The 16,893-nt window shown below is 36.5% G+C and carries 13 protein-coding genes, 1 pseudogene and 2 riboswitches; of the genes and pseudogenes, 6 read left to right on the plus strand and 8 right to left on the minus strand.

Annotation, left to right across the window (positions count from 1 at the left end):
* Window positions 1–94: 94 nt before the first annotated feature.
* Window positions 95–193: riboswitch (TPP riboswitch) on the minus strand.
* A 99-nt stretch (window positions 194–292) separates the two neighbouring features.
* A riboswitch (TPP riboswitch) is annotated at window positions 293–392 on the plus strand.
* Between the two features lie 71 nt (window positions 393–463).
* The 4 genes from AK212_RS07595 (at window position 464) to AK212_RS07610 (ending at window position 4,540) form a co-directional block, all read left to right on the plus strand.
* On the plus strand, window positions 464–1,531 hold the full coding sequence (locus tag AK212_RS07595) for a LuxE/PaaK family acyltransferase (protein WP_053030109.1): 1,068 nt from the start codon (window positions 464–466) through the stop codon (window positions 1,529–1,531).
* Between the two features lie 10 nt (window positions 1,532–1,541).
* The gene (locus tag AK212_RS07600) at window positions 1,542–2,975 is read left to right on the plus strand and encodes an acyl-CoA reductase (RefSeq protein ID WP_053030110.1); all 1,434 of its coding nucleotides are present in this window, start codon (window positions 1,542–1,544) and stop codon (window positions 2,973–2,975) included.
* A 20-nt stretch (window positions 2,976–2,995) separates the two neighbouring features.
* A complete protein-coding gene (locus AK212_RS07605; protein WP_053030111.1) occupies window positions 2,996–3,763 on the plus strand; it encodes an SDR family oxidoreductase in 768 nt (255 codons plus the stop codon).
* A 90-nt stretch (window positions 3,764–3,853) separates the two neighbouring features.
* The gene (locus tag AK212_RS07610; protein WP_053030112.1) at window positions 3,854–4,540 is read left to right on the plus strand and encodes a type 1 glutamine amidotransferase domain-containing protein; all 687 of its coding nucleotides are present in this window, start codon (window positions 3,854–3,856) and stop codon (window positions 4,538–4,540) included.
* Between the two features lie 106 nt (window positions 4,541–4,646).
* Here AK212_RS07610 and AK212_RS07615 read toward each other — a convergent pair.
* The 4 genes and pseudogenes from AK212_RS07615 to AK212_RS07630 all read right to left on the minus strand — a co-directional run.
* Window positions 4,647–4,832 (minus strand): annotated as a pseudogene (locus AK212_RS07615) (NAD(P)/FAD-dependent oxidoreductase); the annotation flags it as partial.
* A gap of 197 nt (window positions 4,833–5,029) precedes the next feature.
* Window positions 5,030–6,103 (minus strand): NAD(P)-dependent alcohol dehydrogenase, encoded by a 1,074-nt coding sequence (locus AK212_RS07620; RefSeq protein ID WP_053030114.1) that lies wholly within the window; start codon window positions 6,101–6,103, stop codon window positions 5,030–5,032.
* A 175-nt stretch (window positions 6,104–6,278) separates the two neighbouring features.
* Complete coding sequence (locus AK212_RS07625; protein ID WP_053030115.1) at window positions 6,279–7,058, minus strand: hypothetical protein; 780 nt, start codon at window positions 7,056–7,058, stop codon at window positions 6,279–6,281.
* Between the two features lie 394 nt (window positions 7,059–7,452).
* Window positions 7,453–8,835 carry an NAD-dependent succinate-semialdehyde dehydrogenase gene (locus AK212_RS07630; protein ID WP_053030116.1) on the minus strand — a complete coding sequence of 461 codons (1,383 nt, stop codon included), beginning with the start codon at window positions 8,833–8,835 and terminating at the stop codon, window positions 7,453–7,455.
* Window positions 8,836–8,996: 161 nt separating this feature from the next.
* On the opposite strand from AK212_RS07630, the gene AK212_RS07635 reads away from it, so the two are divergent.
* Both AK212_RS07635 and AK212_RS07640 read left to right on the plus strand, forming a co-directional pair.
* A complete protein-coding gene (locus tag AK212_RS07635; RefSeq protein WP_053030117.1) occupies window positions 8,997–10,655 on the plus strand; it encodes an FAD-binding dehydrogenase in 1,659 nt (552 codons plus the stop codon).
* Between the two features lie 149 nt (window positions 10,656–10,804).
* Window positions 10,805–11,203, plus strand: coding sequence for a hypothetical protein (locus AK212_RS07640; RefSeq protein WP_053030118.1), 399 nt, complete (start codon window positions 10,805–10,807; stop codon window positions 11,201–11,203).
* A 52-nt stretch (window positions 11,204–11,255) separates the two neighbouring features.
* Here the strand turns inward: AK212_RS07640 and AK212_RS07645 are convergent, their stop codons facing one another.
* From AK212_RS07645 to AK212_RS07660, 4 genes are all read right to left on the minus strand, one after another.
* Entirely contained in the window at window positions 11,256–12,959 is a 1,704-nt protein-coding gene (locus AK212_RS07645; protein WP_053030119.1) for an ABC-ATPase domain-containing protein, read from the minus strand.
* Window positions 12,960–13,125: 166 nt separating this feature from the next.
* A complete protein-coding gene (locus tag AK212_RS07650) occupies window positions 13,126–13,908 on the minus strand; it encodes a glucose 1-dehydrogenase (RefSeq protein WP_053030120.1) in 783 nt (260 codons plus the stop codon).
* 14 nt (window positions 13,909–13,922) lie between these two features.
* On the minus strand, window positions 13,923–15,203 hold the full coding sequence (locus AK212_RS07655) for an MFS transporter (RefSeq protein ID WP_053030121.1): 1,281 nt from the start codon (window positions 15,201–15,203) through the stop codon (window positions 13,923–13,925).
* 34 nt (window positions 15,204–15,237) lie between these two features.
* Window positions 15,238–16,848 carry a xylulokinase gene (locus AK212_RS07660; protein ID WP_053030122.1) on the minus strand — a complete coding sequence of 537 codons (1,611 nt, stop codon included), beginning with the start codon at window positions 16,846–16,848 and terminating at the stop codon, window positions 15,238–15,240.
* Window positions 16,849–16,893 lie beyond the last annotated feature (45 nt).

Raw genomic sequence — 16,893 nt, forward strand, 5'->3', positions numbered from 1 at the left:
TTTCCTACTCCTTTAGAAGAAATATGCAGAAAAGTACATAAAAAACACAAACTTATCTAACCAGAAAGTTTGCGCATAAAAAAGTATATAGATTTATATTTGATATATACTTCCCTACGCTAGTGCTAACTAGTTCAGGTTCAAAGGGTTTGGATTGCTCCATCTCAGTTAAAAAACACCCCTAGTACTGATATCTGCTTTATTTTAAATATAATTACCTTTTATTCATTTGTCAAAAATTAATTTTGAAATTCAATTAATATTTTAATATAATATAAGCAACATTAAAATTATATATCACTATGGGTGCTATTTGCTGAGAGAAGTTATCAACTTCAACCATTGAACCTGATATGGCTAAAACCAACGTAGGAAAGTGATTTCGAGATAACTATTATACCTATTAAAGCAGGGAGCACTGTATTGTTGCTCCCTGTTTTTTATTTTAAAGGAGTAGATACAAATGAACTTTAAACAAATTAAACAATATATTTATCAATTTATTGAAAATGGTAGTTCTGATGATTTCCCAACAGTTGCTTTAAAACTATTTGAATATCAATTTAATAACAACCGTGACTATAAAAGATTTTGCCTATCTCAAGGAAAAACACCTCAAACAATTAATGATTGGAAAGATATTCCAGCTGTCCCAATTAATGCATTCAAACATGCAACATTTAGTACTATACCGATTGAAGATGCCCAATTTATCTATATGACTAGCGGTACTACTAGCGGAATTAAAGGCAAAAACTATCATAAAGATTTAGATGTTTATGACTTAGCTATGACTTCATTTTTTAAGAAAATGTTTCTTCCAGATTACAGTGAGATTGAGATGGCTATATTATTCCCTTCTCCTAAAGAACTTCCAAGTTCTTCATTAGCTCATTACCTTGAAGTAGCGAAATCAACATTCGGAACAAAAAATAGTGCAATATATATTGACAATAGCGGTATTCAATATACAAAACTTATTCAAGCTTTAAGACAATCTGAAACAAATGGAACACCATTTTCATTGCTTGGTGCAAGTTATAGCATTGTTCATTTAATGGAATATCTAGAAGAACATAATTTAACTTTTATATTACCTGAAGGTAGCCGTATATTAGATACAGGAGGTTACAAAAATCGTTCTAAAGAACTACCTCAACAAGAATTTTACGATAAATTATCAAATATATTTAATATCTCAAAAAACATGTGTATCAATATGTATGGTGTTACAGAATTAAGTACACAATTTTATGATAAAGGGAATCAAATATCTCCATCAATTAAATTTTCACCTCATTGGTGTAGAAGTCGTGTTGTTAATCCAATGACTATGAAGGATGTTTCCTATAATGAAAAAGGTATTTTAATTCACTATGATTTAGCAAACTATAACTCTGTGGCAACAATCATGATGGAAGATGTTGGAGAACCTACTGAGCAAGGATTTATATTACATGGTCGAACTGAAGGATCATTGGCAAAAGGTTGTTCATTAGCTGTAGAGGAATTTTTAAATTCTAAAAATTAAGGAGATACTTATGAAATTAAAAGTTGGACATGTGCCTTTTATAGCGAGTCATGAAATACATTATAAAGAAATCGAGTTTCAAGACTGTACCGCTTTAGTGCCTGAATTAACCGAAAATCAATTAGAATTCGTTTGCTCTAAAATAAAAGAACATAGAGCAAAATTGAGAAGTTATTCAACTTCAAAAATTATTAGTTTAATTGACCAAGCTATTCATGAACTCCTAGATTCCCAATCCGAATGGAGAAAAAATATTGATAGAATCATACCTCAAACTACAGGATATAGTTCAGAAATACTTAAAGTAGGATTTACAAAATACTTAACTACTTTTAGAAAATTTGAACTACAACGCTTCGTATCAGAAGATTTTTATAACCCTAATATTTTAGAACACTTTGTTCCTAATCATAAAGGCGGCTTCTCAAAAGCCATCGCACCAGATATTATCACTCATATATGGTCTGGAAATGTTCCAGGACTACCTTTATGGAGTCTAATCAATAGTTTAATAGTAAAATCTGGAAGTATTTGTAAATTACCTAAGTCTGAACCTTTTATCGCTAGTTGGTTTGTTCAACTTTTAGCTAGAATCGATCCAATTATTGGTAATAGTATAGCTATTGTTTATTGGACTGGAGGTAGCACAAATTTAGAAGATATTGCCATTAAGCATTCAGATGTGATTATAGGTTATGGTAATAACACAGTTTTAAACCAAATTTCTAAACGAATTCCTATTACTAAAAAGTTCTTAAGTTATGGTGAAAAAGTAGGTTTATCTATTATAAGTAGCGAATCTTTAAAACCTAATAAAGTTCAAAATGTCGCTAAGAATATGGCTTTAGAAATCATGCGTTATGATCAACAAGGTTGCTATTCACCACAAATGATATTCATACAAGATAATGCACAGATTAATCCTAAAAATTTTGCTCAGATAATTTGTAGTGCATTACATCAATTAGAAAAGCAATATCCTATACGCGCACTCACATTTGAAGAAAGTATAGAACGTGTGCAAAGAATTAAAGAGGTTGAAACACAAATTATGTTTGATGATTCTCTAAAAATATATAAAAACCAAAACTCATCATGGGTGGTTGTTTATCATGAAAATCAATGCTTTTATCCTACCCCTTTAAATCGTTTTGTTCGCATCATGCCATTTAATAAAATTAATGAACTTATACAATTAATAGCACCTCATAAAAAATACATCCAAACGATAGGAATGGCATCTTCTAAGGAAACAATGTTTGATTGGTGTGAAAAACTATCTAGTACTGGAGTCAGTCGTTTTACTAGCATTCAATCTATGACTCTACCTGAAGAAGGATGGCATCATGATGGTGGGTTTAATCTAAAAGATTTAGTTTCTTATGTAGATATTGAACAAAATTTATTAAGTGACAGTGAAAACTTTGTAGAATATGAAATTTAGTAATTGCTGGAGGGAATTTAATGACCCATTTTCAAAATAAAGTTGTTTTAATTACTGGAGGAAGTAGAGGTATTGGTCGTGCAATTTCAATTGCATTTGCAAAAGAAAAAGCAACTGTCATTATCAATTACAAAACAAATAATAATGCTGCGAACGAAACAGTTCAAAAATGCAAAAGTTTTGGTGCTAATGTTGAAGCTATAAAAACTGATATTAGCAATGAAGATGAAGTTCAAGATATGATTAAATATATAATTAATAAATACGGTAAACTTTCTTGCTTAGTTAATAACGCATTTGCTCCATTCAAATTTGATGCTGAGCAACGACAAATGGCTGATCAAGTTTCTTGGGATGAATATGACACACAATTCCAAGGTGCCATTAAATACGCATATAATACTATACACTATTGCATGCCTTATCTTAAAGAAGAAGTAGAAAGTTCTATTATCAATATTACTAGTAACTTAACTAAACGACCTATTATTCCATATCACCAATATAATGTTGCTAAATCAGCGTTAGAAAGTTTCACTAAAAACCTTGCAATGGACTTAGGTCGATATAACATTCGAGTTAATTGTATTGCGCCTGGATTAGTGTATCCAACTAATGGAACGTACAATACTAAAGAAAAGCTAAAAGAAAATATTATAACTCAAACTCCGTTGGGAAGGATTGCAACACCAGAAGATATTGCAGGACCAACTTTATTTTTAGCTTCACAATGGAGTGAATTTGTTACAGGACAAGTTCTTTATGTTGATGGTGGCTTTACTATCTAACATTTTAAATAGACCATTATATACTACTTCGGTTTCCTACTTTTCTGAAAAGGGTAGACTGAAGGTAGTATAAAATGAGGAGGCGTATCAATGAATACAAAAAGAGCATTAGTGGTTGTGACAAGTGTAACGAAATATCCAGATATGAACCGTCCAACTGGTCTATGGTTTGGCGAGGTTGTTCATTTCGCGGATGTCTTATATAAAAATGGTTATAAAGTGCATTACATTAGCCCAGAAGGTGGTTATACTGCCATTGATCCACAAAGTCTACAAGAGGATATGATGACTGATTTAGATTGGAAATACTATCAAAACAAAGATTTTATGACACGTCTTGGCCATACCGTTACACCTGATGCTGTCAAAGCTGAGAATTACGATATTATCTACTTCGCTGGCGGTCACGGTACGATTTGGGATTTCAAAGACAATGAAGATTTACAGAAATTAACACAAGAAATCTATGACAATAACGATGTCGTTTCATCTGTTTGTCATGGCGCAATTGGCCTATTAAATGTTAAAGATGCTGAAGGTAACTATATCATCGATGGCAAAACAGTTACTGGCTTCTCAAATAGTGAAGAACAAGCGGTTGGTTTGGCAGACGTCGTGCCTTATCTTACTGAAGATGAACTGAAACGTCGCGGTGCTAACTATGAGCAAGGCGATAACTGGACTGAATTTGCAGTCGTTGATGGTCGCATCATTACTGGTCAAAATCCACAATCTGGTAAAGCCGTAGCTGAAAAATTCTTAGAATCTCAAAAGTAACATTTTAGACTGCGCGTACAGTTAAAATATAAAAACAAGCCTACATGATTTGGAACAATAACGCATTAGTTCCAATATGTAGGCTTATTTATTGATTTATATTAATTTACAACATAGTCACTTTCAACATATCAATGACACCACTAGAGGCACCAGGGAAGGCAAAGATCAATTGATTTAAATCTTGTGCTGTCATACGTTGATTAATGATAAATACGAATAAGTTTACTAACTCAGCTGCGTCAATACCATAAATTTCTGCGCCGACCAATCGTTTATTTTCATCTAACACAAATGGGCGTGGGACAGAATTCTTTTGAATTCGTCGTCCCACCCCCGCAAGGATAACTAGAACTGAGAAAAGCTTGATTTAAGCGCCTTCTCAGTTCAGTCAGCTACTGCGAATTTGCTAATTAGCATGATTATATTATTTATGTCCCAGACTGATTTGTTAATGTATATTCAATTTAGCTTAATGGTGGTGATTCATTATTTATCTAAAAAGCCATTTGGATATACCATCACTTTCAAGGCATCGCCTTTACTTGTACGTGTTAATTCCATCGCTTCTTTTGTATCGGCAAGTTCAAATTGATGTGTGAATAGTGAATCGATGTCAGCGTCTGTTGTACTTAAGATTTGGATACCTTGTGGGTACGTATTAGCATATCTAAACACACCTACAATATTGATTTCATGGTTCGCAATAAATGGCACATTGATTTCGTTCATATCTTCTTGAGGTAAACCAACAATAGCTAAAGTACCGCCATCTTTTAACGAATTTAATGCGCTTCTTAAGGCAATCGGGTTACCTGCTGTTTCGATTGCATAGTTAACACCTTGACCGTCTGTTAATTCTTTAATGCGTTCAACGACGTCTTCATTTTTAATATTAATTGTTGTTGTTGCGCCTAAACGTTTAGCCGCTTCTAAACGATTATCTTCTAAGTCTGAAACGATAATGTTTGTTGCGCCATAAGCTTTAGCAGCGACAACTGCCATTAAACCAACGGGACCCATACCCATAATCACAACAGTTGATCCTGGTTTAATATCCGCACGCTTACATGCTTGTAAACCTACTGAGAATGGTTCAACAAGGGTTGCTTGTTCATAAGTCACTGAGTCTGGTAAATGATACAGGAAGTCTGCCGGATGGCTTACATATTCACAGAACGCACCATCGTATGGTGGTGTCGCCATAAATTCCATATGTGGACATAAATTATATTGTCCTGATTTACAGTATTCACATTCACGGCAAGGTTCACCTGGTTCGATAGCAACACGATCTCCTACTTTAAAGTCTGTTACTTCATCCCCAACTTGTGCGACCATACCAGCACATTCATGTCCTAATACGATTGGTTTTTCAACTACGAATTCACCAACACGACCATGTGCATAATAGTGAACATCAGAACCACAAACGCCTACTGCCATCATCTTGATTAAGACATCTTTAGGTCCTACTTTTGGCATATCTCTTTCGACAATTTCAATATCATAAGGTTCATGCATTAATGCAACGTTCATTTTCTCCGGAATAGTTTCACTCATAAATAACATCCTCCTAAGTTTATGTATCTTATACTATTCTTTCACTGAAAATGGTGTATGTAAACGATTTCATAAATATTTGTAAAGTAATTTTAAACTAAAATGATGAATTCACAATAATTTTTTCAATAAAAAAATCGCTACTTTATTAGGTAGCGAATATTAGTTTAAAGCTCTATTTACTTTCAACTTCTAAAATGTAAGTCAGCCAGTTTCCAAATTCACAGCATAAATGATATTGATGTTGATGAATCATATAATTTGGTAAAATCGCTGGAAATTCAACTAATGCTTTAAAACGAAAGCCATTATTTTCATTGCGAATTTGATGACGCATACCGCCTATAATCATGCCGTTTTTCAATTTAGCAACGCCCGGTAATTCAATTTGGTAATCTTCCGACATACGTGATTTAAGTTTCGTTTCATCATTATAATGAGCAAAGAAATGTGTCGGTAACGGACTACCACCTGTAGTTTCAAGCACTTCTTGAATTTCTGCAGTAATGCCTTCGAGTACATAATGATCCGGATTTGCTTTCACATTAATTTCATCATGTTCTGGCGTTTTCTGCATCATTACTTGATTTAAAACATTCATCACTTCCTGAGCATTTAAATGACTATTAGGTATAGCGATTTCAACTGTGCTCATTTTGCGTTGTCCAAACGATAGCTTAGTAGCTATTGCTGATATTAAGTTACCTACTGTATATTTTAATCTCATTGATTTTCTTAGTTTTGAAAAGGTGATGTTAAGTTTAGCTTGAGCAATTTCCTGTTTCATATTATCTAAATCATTATTTTTAACCCATAATTTGACATTTTTATTTAACTGAGCTTCTGGATATTTCGATAAATATTTATAAACATTTTTTAAACGTTGCGTTTCCCATTTATTCACTTTCTTTTGAGTCACTTGTGTACCGTTAATGTAAAATAGCATTTTTGTCATTATGTTCTCACACCTTCTATCTGTTAGTCATTTCATAATAGCATAACATTAATTTACATAGAGTTAAAAGATGGGACAAAAATAATATAATGAAGCTATTTAGCAAATTCGCAGTAGCTGACTGAACTAAGAAGGCGCTTAATTCAAGCTTTTCTCAGTTTTAGTTATTTTTGCGGGCGGGGCCCCAACAAAGAGAATTTCACTAAGAAATTCTACAAGCAAAGCAAGCTGGGAGTCGGGGCCCCAACAAAGAGAATTTCATCAAGAAATTCTACAAGCAAAGCAAGTTGGGAGTCGGGGCCCCAACACAAAAAATCACGAAAGTGATTTTACAAGCTAAGCAAGTTGGGGTTACGACGAATTCAAAAGAATTCTGTCCCACTCCCGTTGTAGCTTAAATATTACCGATTGATAAATATTTTGTTTCTAAGTATGGTTCAATACCTTCTGTGCCACCTTCTCGGCCATAACCACTTTCTTTCATACCGCCGAATGGTGCATGGGCAGCTGATGGTCCACCGTCATTCCAACCAATCACGCCATAGTCAAGTGAATGATATAAGTGGAAGCCAGTACGATAATCATTTGTAAAGAAATAAGCAGCTAAGCCAAATTGTGTATCATTCGCCATTTGAATCGCATCTTCTAAATCTGAATATGTTGCAACAGGCACGATAGGACCAAATGTTTCCTCTTGCATGGCTAACATCTCTTGGTTCGCATTTGATACGACAACAGGTTTCAAGAAGTTACCACCTAACGCTTGTGCATCCTCTAAAGAACGTGATAATTGAGCACCTTTAGATGCTGCATCTTCTAATTGATTAACGACTTTCTTCACGCCATCTTCATTAATCAACGGCCCAATCGTAACGTCTTTATCCATACCATTTCCGACTTTCAGTTCATGAACTTTTTGCGTTAATTGCTTAACAAACGCATCTTCAACCGCTTCATGTACGTATACACGGTTTGCACAGATACATGTTTGACCCGCATTTCGGAATTTTGAAGCAATTGTTTGGTCTACCGCATAATCAATATCGGCGTCTTCATGAACAATGAGTGGTGCCAGGCCACCCAGTTCCATTGTGACATTTTCAACGGATTCAGCCGCTTGCGCAATAAGTTTCTTACCTACATTAGTTGAGCCAGTAAACGTCACTTTCTGCATCACTGGATGTTTCGTGAATAATTCACCTGCGTCTTTACCTGACATAATTACGTATTGAACGGCATCTTCTGGGATACCCGCTTCATGCGCTAATTCAATTAAGCGTATCGTTGTCAGTGGTGTTTGCGTCGCAGGTTTACACACAATGGTACAACCTGCAGCTAATGCTGGCGCAATCTTACGTGTAATCATTGCCGCTGGGAAATTCCACGGCGTAATAGCACCAACTACACCTACTGGGAATTTCTTAATGATAATGTTTTTATTCGGTGTATTCGCAGGAATGGTACGTCCGTAAATACGTTTGGCTTCTTCGGCATACCAAGAAACGTATGAATTCGCGTAGTCTACTTCACCTTGTGCTTCTTTTAAAGGTTTACCGCCCTCTTTAGTAATAAGTTCTGCCAATTCTTCTTTATGTTCGTTAATCAAAGCGAACCATTTATATAATTTGTCTGCACGTTCATGTGCATCTACCTCTCTCCAAGATTTAAACGCTTCATGTGCTTTCTCAATTTGTTGTTTCGCTGTTGCTTCGTCAGTATAGTCTAATGTTTGAATCACTTCGTTTGTCGCTGGATTAAGCACTTCTAATGTTGCCATTTACATCCACCCCTTTAAGAACATTTGATACAAGTATATACCCGTAGAAGTTGATAATCTATCAAACCGTTTTGTTAACATTTAGGTTGTCACTTTCGTATGACAATATTACTTGATAAAATATGTAGACTACATAAAACAATGGTTGTAAGGAGTTTTTTATGAATAAAAAGATATTTGTCATTGGATCTGGTTTAAGTGGGTTAGTTGCTGCGACAGAATTATTAAAGAAAGGCTATCACGTCACAATGTTAGACCAGGAACCTCGTCAAGCGATTGGTGGTCAAGCTTATTGGTCATTCGGTGGGCTATTTCTAGTTAACTCAAAGATCCAACAACGTCTAGGGGTTAAAGATTCGTATGAACTTGCGCTGAATGATTGGTTTGGCTCTGCTCAATTTGACCGCCTGGAGGATGAAGATTATTGGGCGAAACAATGGGCTGAAGCCTACGTGCGCTTTGCGACTTTTGAAAAGGAAAATTATTTAAAATCGATGGGTGTACGCCTAACACCGATCTTAGGTTGGGCTGAACGTGGCGGTACGTCTGCTTCAGGTCATGGTAATTCTGTGCCACGCTTTCATATCACATGGGGGACAGGTCCTGGATTAGTTGAGCCGTTTAGTCGTTACGTCCTTGAAAAAGAACAAGAAGGTCAATTTGAATTTCTCGCACGTCATCAAGTAACAGATATTGGTATCAAACATAATCAAGTGACACACATTGCTGGAAATATTTTAGAACCAAGTGATGTGGCACGCGGTGAGAAATCATCCCGTACCGTGATAGATACATTCCATTTCGAAGTGGATGCGCTGTTAATTACTTCAGGTGGTATTGGTGCCAACATGCCACTTATTCGTAAATACTGGCCTAAACGTTTAGGTAATCCACCAAAAACTATGATTCAAGGGGTACCTGATTCAACGGATGGCCGGTTAATTCAAATTACTGAAGATGCAGGAGCAAACATCGTGAATAAAGATCGTATGTGGCACTACACTGAAGGTATCCAGAATCATAGCCCAATTTGGTCGAACCACGGCATTCGTATTATTCCAGGTCCATCTTCTATGTGGTTTGACGCTACTGGCAAACGTATGCCTGCGCCTGATTATCCTGGTTTCGACACCTTACATACATTAGAAACTATCATGAACACAGGTTATGACTACTCGTGGTTCATCTTAACAGAAGACATTATTAAGAAAGAATTCGTCCTTTCAGGCTCTGAACAGAACCCTGATTTAACGGACAAAGATATCAAGTTGCTACTTCAAGAACGCTTAGGTCGTAAAGCAACCTCTCCAGTAGAAGCCTTTATGAATAATGGCCCGGACTTTGTTATCGCTGATGATTTAGGTACGCTAGTTCGAAAAATGAACGACTTAGTTGGTAGTACGTTACTTGATTATGAAGCGATTAAGCAAGAAATCAAAGCACGCGACTTACAAATTGATAATCCGTTTACGAAAGATCCACAAGTCGCATTTATCAATAATGCACGCCAGTTCTTAGGCGATAAATTGATTCGTACGGCCAAACCTCATAAAATATTAAGTGGAAGAAACGGACGTTTGATCGCCGTCAAATTAAATATCATTAGTCGTAAAACACTTGGTGGCATTCAAACAAATTTAGAAGGCCAAGCACTTAATTCAAAGATGCAACCGATACAAGGTCTATATGCGGCAGGTGAAGCTTCTGGTTTTGGTGGTGGCGGTGTCCATGGTTATCGCGCTTTAGAAGGCACTTTCCTTGGTGGTTGTATCTTCAGTGGCATACGTGCAGCTGAAGGTATCCACCATTATATACAGTAAATTTCATAAATATACACTTCCGAAATTAAGTATTTTCAGAATGTATAAGTTACCACTTTCTATGCATTTTATTGTAAAATTACTTTAAACATTAATTATTTTAGGTAATAGTTATCAATTTTACAATTTTTGCATAAGAAGGTGATACTATGTCTCGTGATAGCTTGAAATCTTTGAAGAATAAAACTGTAACCGTAACAGGCCAAGTTGAATATATTACTATAACACCTAAAATACACATCCCAAATAAACCTATTTTCTCGAAAATTTTATTAACTGATGTGAACATCGGCGGTCAATATTTCGATCATGTTTGGGTTTATGCAGCGAAGCGATATTATCACGACCAAGATCCATTTTTACATCAAGTTGTTAAATTTAAATCGAAAGTAACGCCTTATGTTAAACATGGCCAACACGGCTATGTCGAAGACTATGGTATTGATTATGTCAAAAGCTTAAGCATACTGCCTAATACGTCAATTGAAGAATATGACGAAAGATATTATGATGATGATATTACTGTAGACTTTTTCTTAACGAATTAAAAGCACATTGCAAAGCTTGATTAACTATCAAGTGCAATGTGCTTTTGTTATGTTATTTCACTTTTAATCCGCGGTAACGGTTTAACGTTCCAATAAATTCTTGTTTACGTGGTAGCGCTAGATTACCCGGATGACCATCGAAGTTAGATACCGCTTCGATGCCATGCTTTTCAATCACCTCATACATTTGGTTCGTCGCCTCAATAAGACTTAAATGATGATCTATCAGTTGATGTCTAAAGTAATTGATCATAACCGGCAATGCATTGGTTTGACTATCGTCAACCAGTTGCTCTAAACCAGATAAATCAATTGCTTCCTTGCCGTACATGACTGTGTGTAGTCCTTTCGCTTTCAATCGATCATCTTTTCCCTTCTTAGAGAAAGAAGTGACTAACGGCACCCGAGATGGAATCTCACCAAATGGCGTATCTGCTTGTGTGTCGCGTTGATAGCCGTCTGATTGTGCAATGGCTTTCGCTTCATCCGTCACATCCTTCAAATGATACGCATCCATCATTAATACTTGGTCGGCTACATCAAAGTAATCACCAGAGCCACCGACAATCAAAATGGTTGAAACGTGATGTGTTTCAAAGAGTGGTCTCACTTTATTTGAAAATGGTGTAATGGGCTCTTTATCAGGCGCAATCAATTTCTGCATGCGCCCATCACGTATCATAAAGTTCGTTGCTGATGTGTCTTCATCTATAAGCAATGTTGACGTTTGCGTTTCCAATGCTTCCATCACATTTGCCGCTTGAGAGGTACTGCCACTCGCATTCTCAGTTGAAAAATGCGTCGTGTCCTTCTTACCAGGCAAATTATCTATAAACGGACTAATGTTAACGTTGTGAATACCACGTCCATCCTCAGCACGTATCTTCATAGCATCATGACGTGTAATTACAAATTCACGTCCATCATTTGGAATATGGTCATAAACGCTACGTTCAAGCGCTTCTAATAAGGTCGATTTACCATGATAACCGCCACCAACAATCAATGTGATGCCTTCAGGAATAGACATCCCTGTGACTGCCCGACCACTTGGTAAGTTAAACGTCGTCTCAAGCGTTGTTGGACTCGTAAATCGAATCGCATCTTTCATCGGTTCATCAGACACACCACTTTTTCTTGGTAAAATAGCATTATTCGCAACGAAAGCAACAAGATGTTGTTGTTCAAGTTGTTCTCTAATATACGTTTGGTCGAGTTTTACTGTCACTTGATGTTGGAGTGCTTGCTGATCAATATTTTGATACATAATGGCTTGATTTACGATCTTTGGTAAACCGTTGATCAGTGTATGCGCTGCAGCTTTTCCAAGAATCTTACGTCCTGCAGCCGGCATACCAACTTCAAAGCGCACTTCAATGGTTTTATCATTGATTACAACCGACGTGCGTTCTAGCATTTCTTGGCCACAATGATTGATAAAGATTTTTCCATTTTTCCCAGAACCTTTTACAGTGCGATTAAACGTTGCGACTTGATAGGCAAACGCTCGGGTTAAGAAGTCCGATACTGCAAGCCGTTTGTCTTTCGTATCTAGTAAATGATCCGGAATTTGAGCAACATCTCGTTGGATCATAAGTCGCATTTTTGAAGGTGGCGCAAAAGGATCCACCTGTACATGATCAATAGCTAAACGAAATTGATTAAAGGCATATGTTCCTTTAATTCTTTTATACGCGCCGTATTTTTGTCCATCTAAAGATTTCAATGTCTTATCGAGATCTGTCGAGCGTTTCATCATTATTCCTCCGTTCAATACGTCTATATGTACTGTTTACCCGACCTAACCGGCAAGCATAACGTCATTCTTGAAATTCCTGATCTGCTTATAAAAAAATACACCTCATACAGATAGATTTTCACCTACTGTTGAGATGTATATTTTTGCCATTCATTAAATATGATTATAATGCTGTGTAACCACCGTCAATTGTAAATACGCTACCTTGTGCGAATGATGACGCATCTGATGCAAGGTATACAACAATGCCACCTAGCTCTTCTGGTTCACCTGGACGACCCATTGGTGTTGCTCCCATCCAATAGTCAATCATTTCGCCACCAGTATTAAACATTGGTTCAGTTAATGCCGTTTTCATGTATCCTGGCGCAATTGTGTTTACTTTGATGCCATATTTAGACCATTCCATTGCTAAACTTTTCGTTAACATGATAACGCCTGCTTTAGACGCATTATAAGATGCTTGTTCTTGAGGTTTATTGGCAATTAAGCCTGACATAGATGAAGTATTAATGATTGAACCATAGCCTTGTTTGATCATTTGACGTCCTACTGCTTGTGCTACTAAGAAGACACCATTTAAGTTTAAGTTAATTACTTTTAACCAATTTTCGTAAGACACATCTTCTGCTTTTTCATTAATTGTCATACCCGCATTGTTGACTAAGATATCTACTTTGCCATACTCATTTACGACGTCATCCACCATTTTATTAACGTCTTCTGGATTAGTTACGTCTACTTTTAATGCTGTCGTTTTAACGCCTTCATTATCAGCAATTGCTTTCGCTGTTTCTTGTGCTAAGTCTAATTTAATGTCTGCAATTACAATATCTGCGCCTGCTTGTGCCAATGCTTCTGCCATCGCTTTACCTAGACCCATGGCACCACCTGTTACGATTGCTACTTTACCATTTACTTTAAATTGATCAATAATGTTTGTCATTTTTATCATCCTTTTTAATTTGATTGTGAACTAATTGTTGTTTTGACTTGTCTTCCAGGCTGTTGTACTTTCATAAAGAATGTAAGAACAAAGCCTAATACATAAATCACTGCATAAGCCCAAATAGTCACTTCTGCTGAAGCGAAGATGAGCATCACACTTGCAAGTCCATAACCCAGGAAATTACTTAATCCTGCTGCTAGGTTATGTACAGATACTGCGGCACCTTTATGTTCTGGGACCAACGTTGGGAATATAGCTGACATTGGAACGAACGCAGCAACTGCGAAACCAAACATAATCGCAATTAACGTTGTCACGATGATATTAGGCCCACTCCATGATGGGAAGTAATAAAACGCTAATGTGGATACGGCCATACCAATACAACCGAACCAACGGACTTGGCGTACCCAACCAATTTTATCGCCCATAATACCCCAGAATAAGTTTGTAAATATGGTAATAATGTACATTAATCCCCATACACGTAACCATTCTGACGTAGTGAAACCGAAATCTGCAGTGTAAACATGAGGTAAGAATACAACCAAGCCGAATAATGACAATTGGTTAATAATACGTACGACAAAGGCAACTGCTACATTCTTATTTTTAAGAATAGTAATCCCTCGACCAAATTCTCTTAACATTTCTTTCTTAGTCATATGTTGCGCTTCTACGTCTTTACCTTTTTTATCTTTAACTAAGAACATCGCGATTAATCCACCAATTAAGATGAAGACTAATGCTGACCATAAAGTGCCCATCTCACCAATCACTGGAATTGAAAAGCTTGGTAAATATGAACCTAATACACCTATACCAATTGAATACATTGCCCAGAACCAACCCATGGCTGACGCCAGCTTGTAACTTGGTGAAGAATATGTAATCCATACGACAAAGCTATAAATAAACATTGGATATGCTAAACCACGAATACCATACATGATCATCATCATGGCATAGTTCTGTTGTTCTAAACCAAAGACTAAGAATCCAACATGGAAGACCATCCAAATGATAAATGCGAATGTCATCACACGTCTTGGGCTAAAAATCTCAGCCATCACACCTGATAACCACGAAGCAATTGCTACCACTAAACCGTAAACGGTTAAGACATTACCAGCTTCTGAATTATCAAAGCCCAGGCTCATAATATATTTAGATAAAAACGCCTGTTCCATACCATCTCCGGTCATGAAGATTGCTACGGCAATGTAACCCCATATTAATACCATAGGCAATCCTAAAAATTGACGTTCTCGTTTTTCTATCTCGTTCGTCACTTTAATCCCACTTTCTACCTTTGTTTATTAGTTGTTATTTATGTTCTGAATGAAATTGTTCATGCGCAAGACGTTCAAGTGGAATGCCTTGTTTAAAACGTTCTGTATACTGTTCAAAATGTGCAACTTCTTCTTCAGTTGGCGTCATAGTCATAGATTCTGTTCCTTTAAATGCGAAATCATTTAAATAAGTTGCTAAATTAGATGTCTCTGTTTCAATCATGTATCTTGCTAAGACAGCGATACCCCAAGCGCCACCTTCACTCGCAGTTTGCATGACACGCACTGGGCTGTCTAAAGCGGCCGCTAAGAAGGATTGCGCAACTTTTTCAGTCTTAAATATGCCACCATGACCAAACATTGAATCAATATGAATATTTTCTTTTTCTTTTAGTAAGTCAATACCAATTTTCAACGTAGTAAATGCGCTATAAATATGCGTCTTCATTAAGTTGGCTAAATTAAAATTGCTATCTACTGATCGTACAAGCATTGGATAGCCATGTTGTACATCTGTAATAAATTCACCTGAAATATAACCAAATGACAATAACTTACCTAAATCATCATCGCCTTTTAAAGCCCGTTCAAACAATTTGGTAAATAGTTCACCTTTATCATATTGAACGCCCATCGTTTCAAAGACTTCGCCAAATAGATCAACCCACGCATTAATATCTGATGTACAGTTATTCGCATGAATCATTGCTACTTCATAACCATCTGGTGTTGTAACAATATCTACCTCTGGATAAACATCTTTGATTGGCTTTTCAAGAACAATCATTGAGAAGATACTTGTACCTGCCGAAATATTCCCTGTTCTTGGTGCTACACTATTCGTCGCTACCATTCCTGTAGCCGCATCTGCTTCAGGTGCGCATAATGGACATCCAGCTTGTAACTCACCGTTCGGGTCTACTAATTTCGCACCCGTTTCCGTAAGACGTCCGGCATACTCTCCTGCTACAACCACTTTAGGCAAGAGATCTCTTATGTCTTGTGTGTAACCCTTTTCAGAAAATTTCTTATTAAAACGCTGAATAATATCTTCACGATAGTCTTGTGTTTCACTATCAATTGGGAACATGCCTGATGCATCTCCGATACCCAATACTTTCTCATCAGTTAAATACCAGTGTATGTATCCCGCAAGTGTCGTCATATAACGTACTTTCTCAACATGTACTTCTTGATCTAATGCTGATTGATAAAGTTGTGCAATACTCCAACGTTCTGGAATATTGACTTGGAAATCTTCACGCAATTGTTCAGCTGCTTTATTAGCATTGTTATTACGCCAAGTTCTAAATGGCACGAGTAAATCATCATTGTCATCAAATGGTAAGTAGCCATGCATCATACCACTAATACCTAATGAAGCGAGTTGACGCACCGTCACATCATATTTGTCTTTAAGTTCTTGCGTCATTGCACCATATGCACGTTGAATACCTACCCATGCGTCATTCATCGAATAAGTCCAATAACCGTTACGGTAACTGTTCTCCCATTCAAATGAACCTGTTGCGAGTGTTTGGCATTGATCATCAATCGCAATCGCTTTAATTCGTGTTGATCCGAATTCAATACCAACCGTTAAATGTCCTGCTTCAATAAATTGTTTAATCTCTGTATTATTCATCGTTTCACCTTACTTTTTGTTATGAAAACGTTATCATAGATTTAT

Source organism: Staphylococcus borealis (assembly GCF_001224225.1).
GTDB classification, from domain to species: Bacteria; Bacillota; Bacilli; order Staphylococcales; family Staphylococcaceae; genus Staphylococcus; species Staphylococcus borealis.

Coding starts and splice junctions, on each gene's coding strand:
- AK212_RS07645 (WP_053030119.1), bottom strand. CDS start 12,959: ATGAAACGCTCGACAGATCTCGATAAGACATTGAAATCTTTAGATGGA.
- AK212_RS07620 (WP_053030114.1), bottom strand. CDS start 6,103: ATGAGTGAAACTATTCCGGAGAAAATGAACGTTGCATTAATGCATGAA.
- AK212_RS07650 (WP_053030120.1), bottom strand. CDS start 13,908: ATGACAAACATTATTGATCAATTTAAAGTAAATGGTAAAGTAGCAATC.
- AK212_RS07625 (WP_053030115.1), bottom strand. CDS start 7,058: ATGACAAAAATGCTATTTTACATTAACGGTACACAAGTGACTCAAAAG.
- AK212_RS07635 (WP_053030117.1), top strand. CDS start 8,997: ATGAATAAAAAGATATTTGTCATTGGATCTGGTTTAAGTGGGTTAGTT.
- AK212_RS07640 (WP_053030118.1), top strand. CDS start 10,805: ATGTCTCGTGATAGCTTGAAATCTTTGAAGAATAAAACTGTAACCGTA.
- AK212_RS07605 (WP_053030111.1), top strand. CDS start 2,996: ATGACCCATTTTCAAAATAAAGTTGTTTTAATTACTGGAGGAAGTAGA.
- AK212_RS07595 (WP_053030109.1), top strand. CDS start 464: ATGAACTTTAAACAAATTAAACAATATATTTATCAATTTATTGAAAAT.
- AK212_RS07600 (WP_053030110.1), top strand. CDS start 1,542: ATGAAATTAAAAGTTGGACATGTGCCTTTTATAGCGAGTCATGAAATA.
- AK212_RS07660 (WP_053030122.1), bottom strand. CDS start 16,848: ATGAATAATACAGAGATTAAACAATTTATTGAAGCAGGACATTTAACG.
- AK212_RS07610 (WP_053030112.1), top strand. CDS start 3,854: ATGAATACAAAAAGAGCATTAGTGGTTGTGACAAGTGTAACGAAATAT.
- AK212_RS07630 (WP_053030116.1), bottom strand. CDS start 8,835: ATGGCAACATTAGAAGTGCTTAATCCAGCGACAAACGAAGTGATTCAA.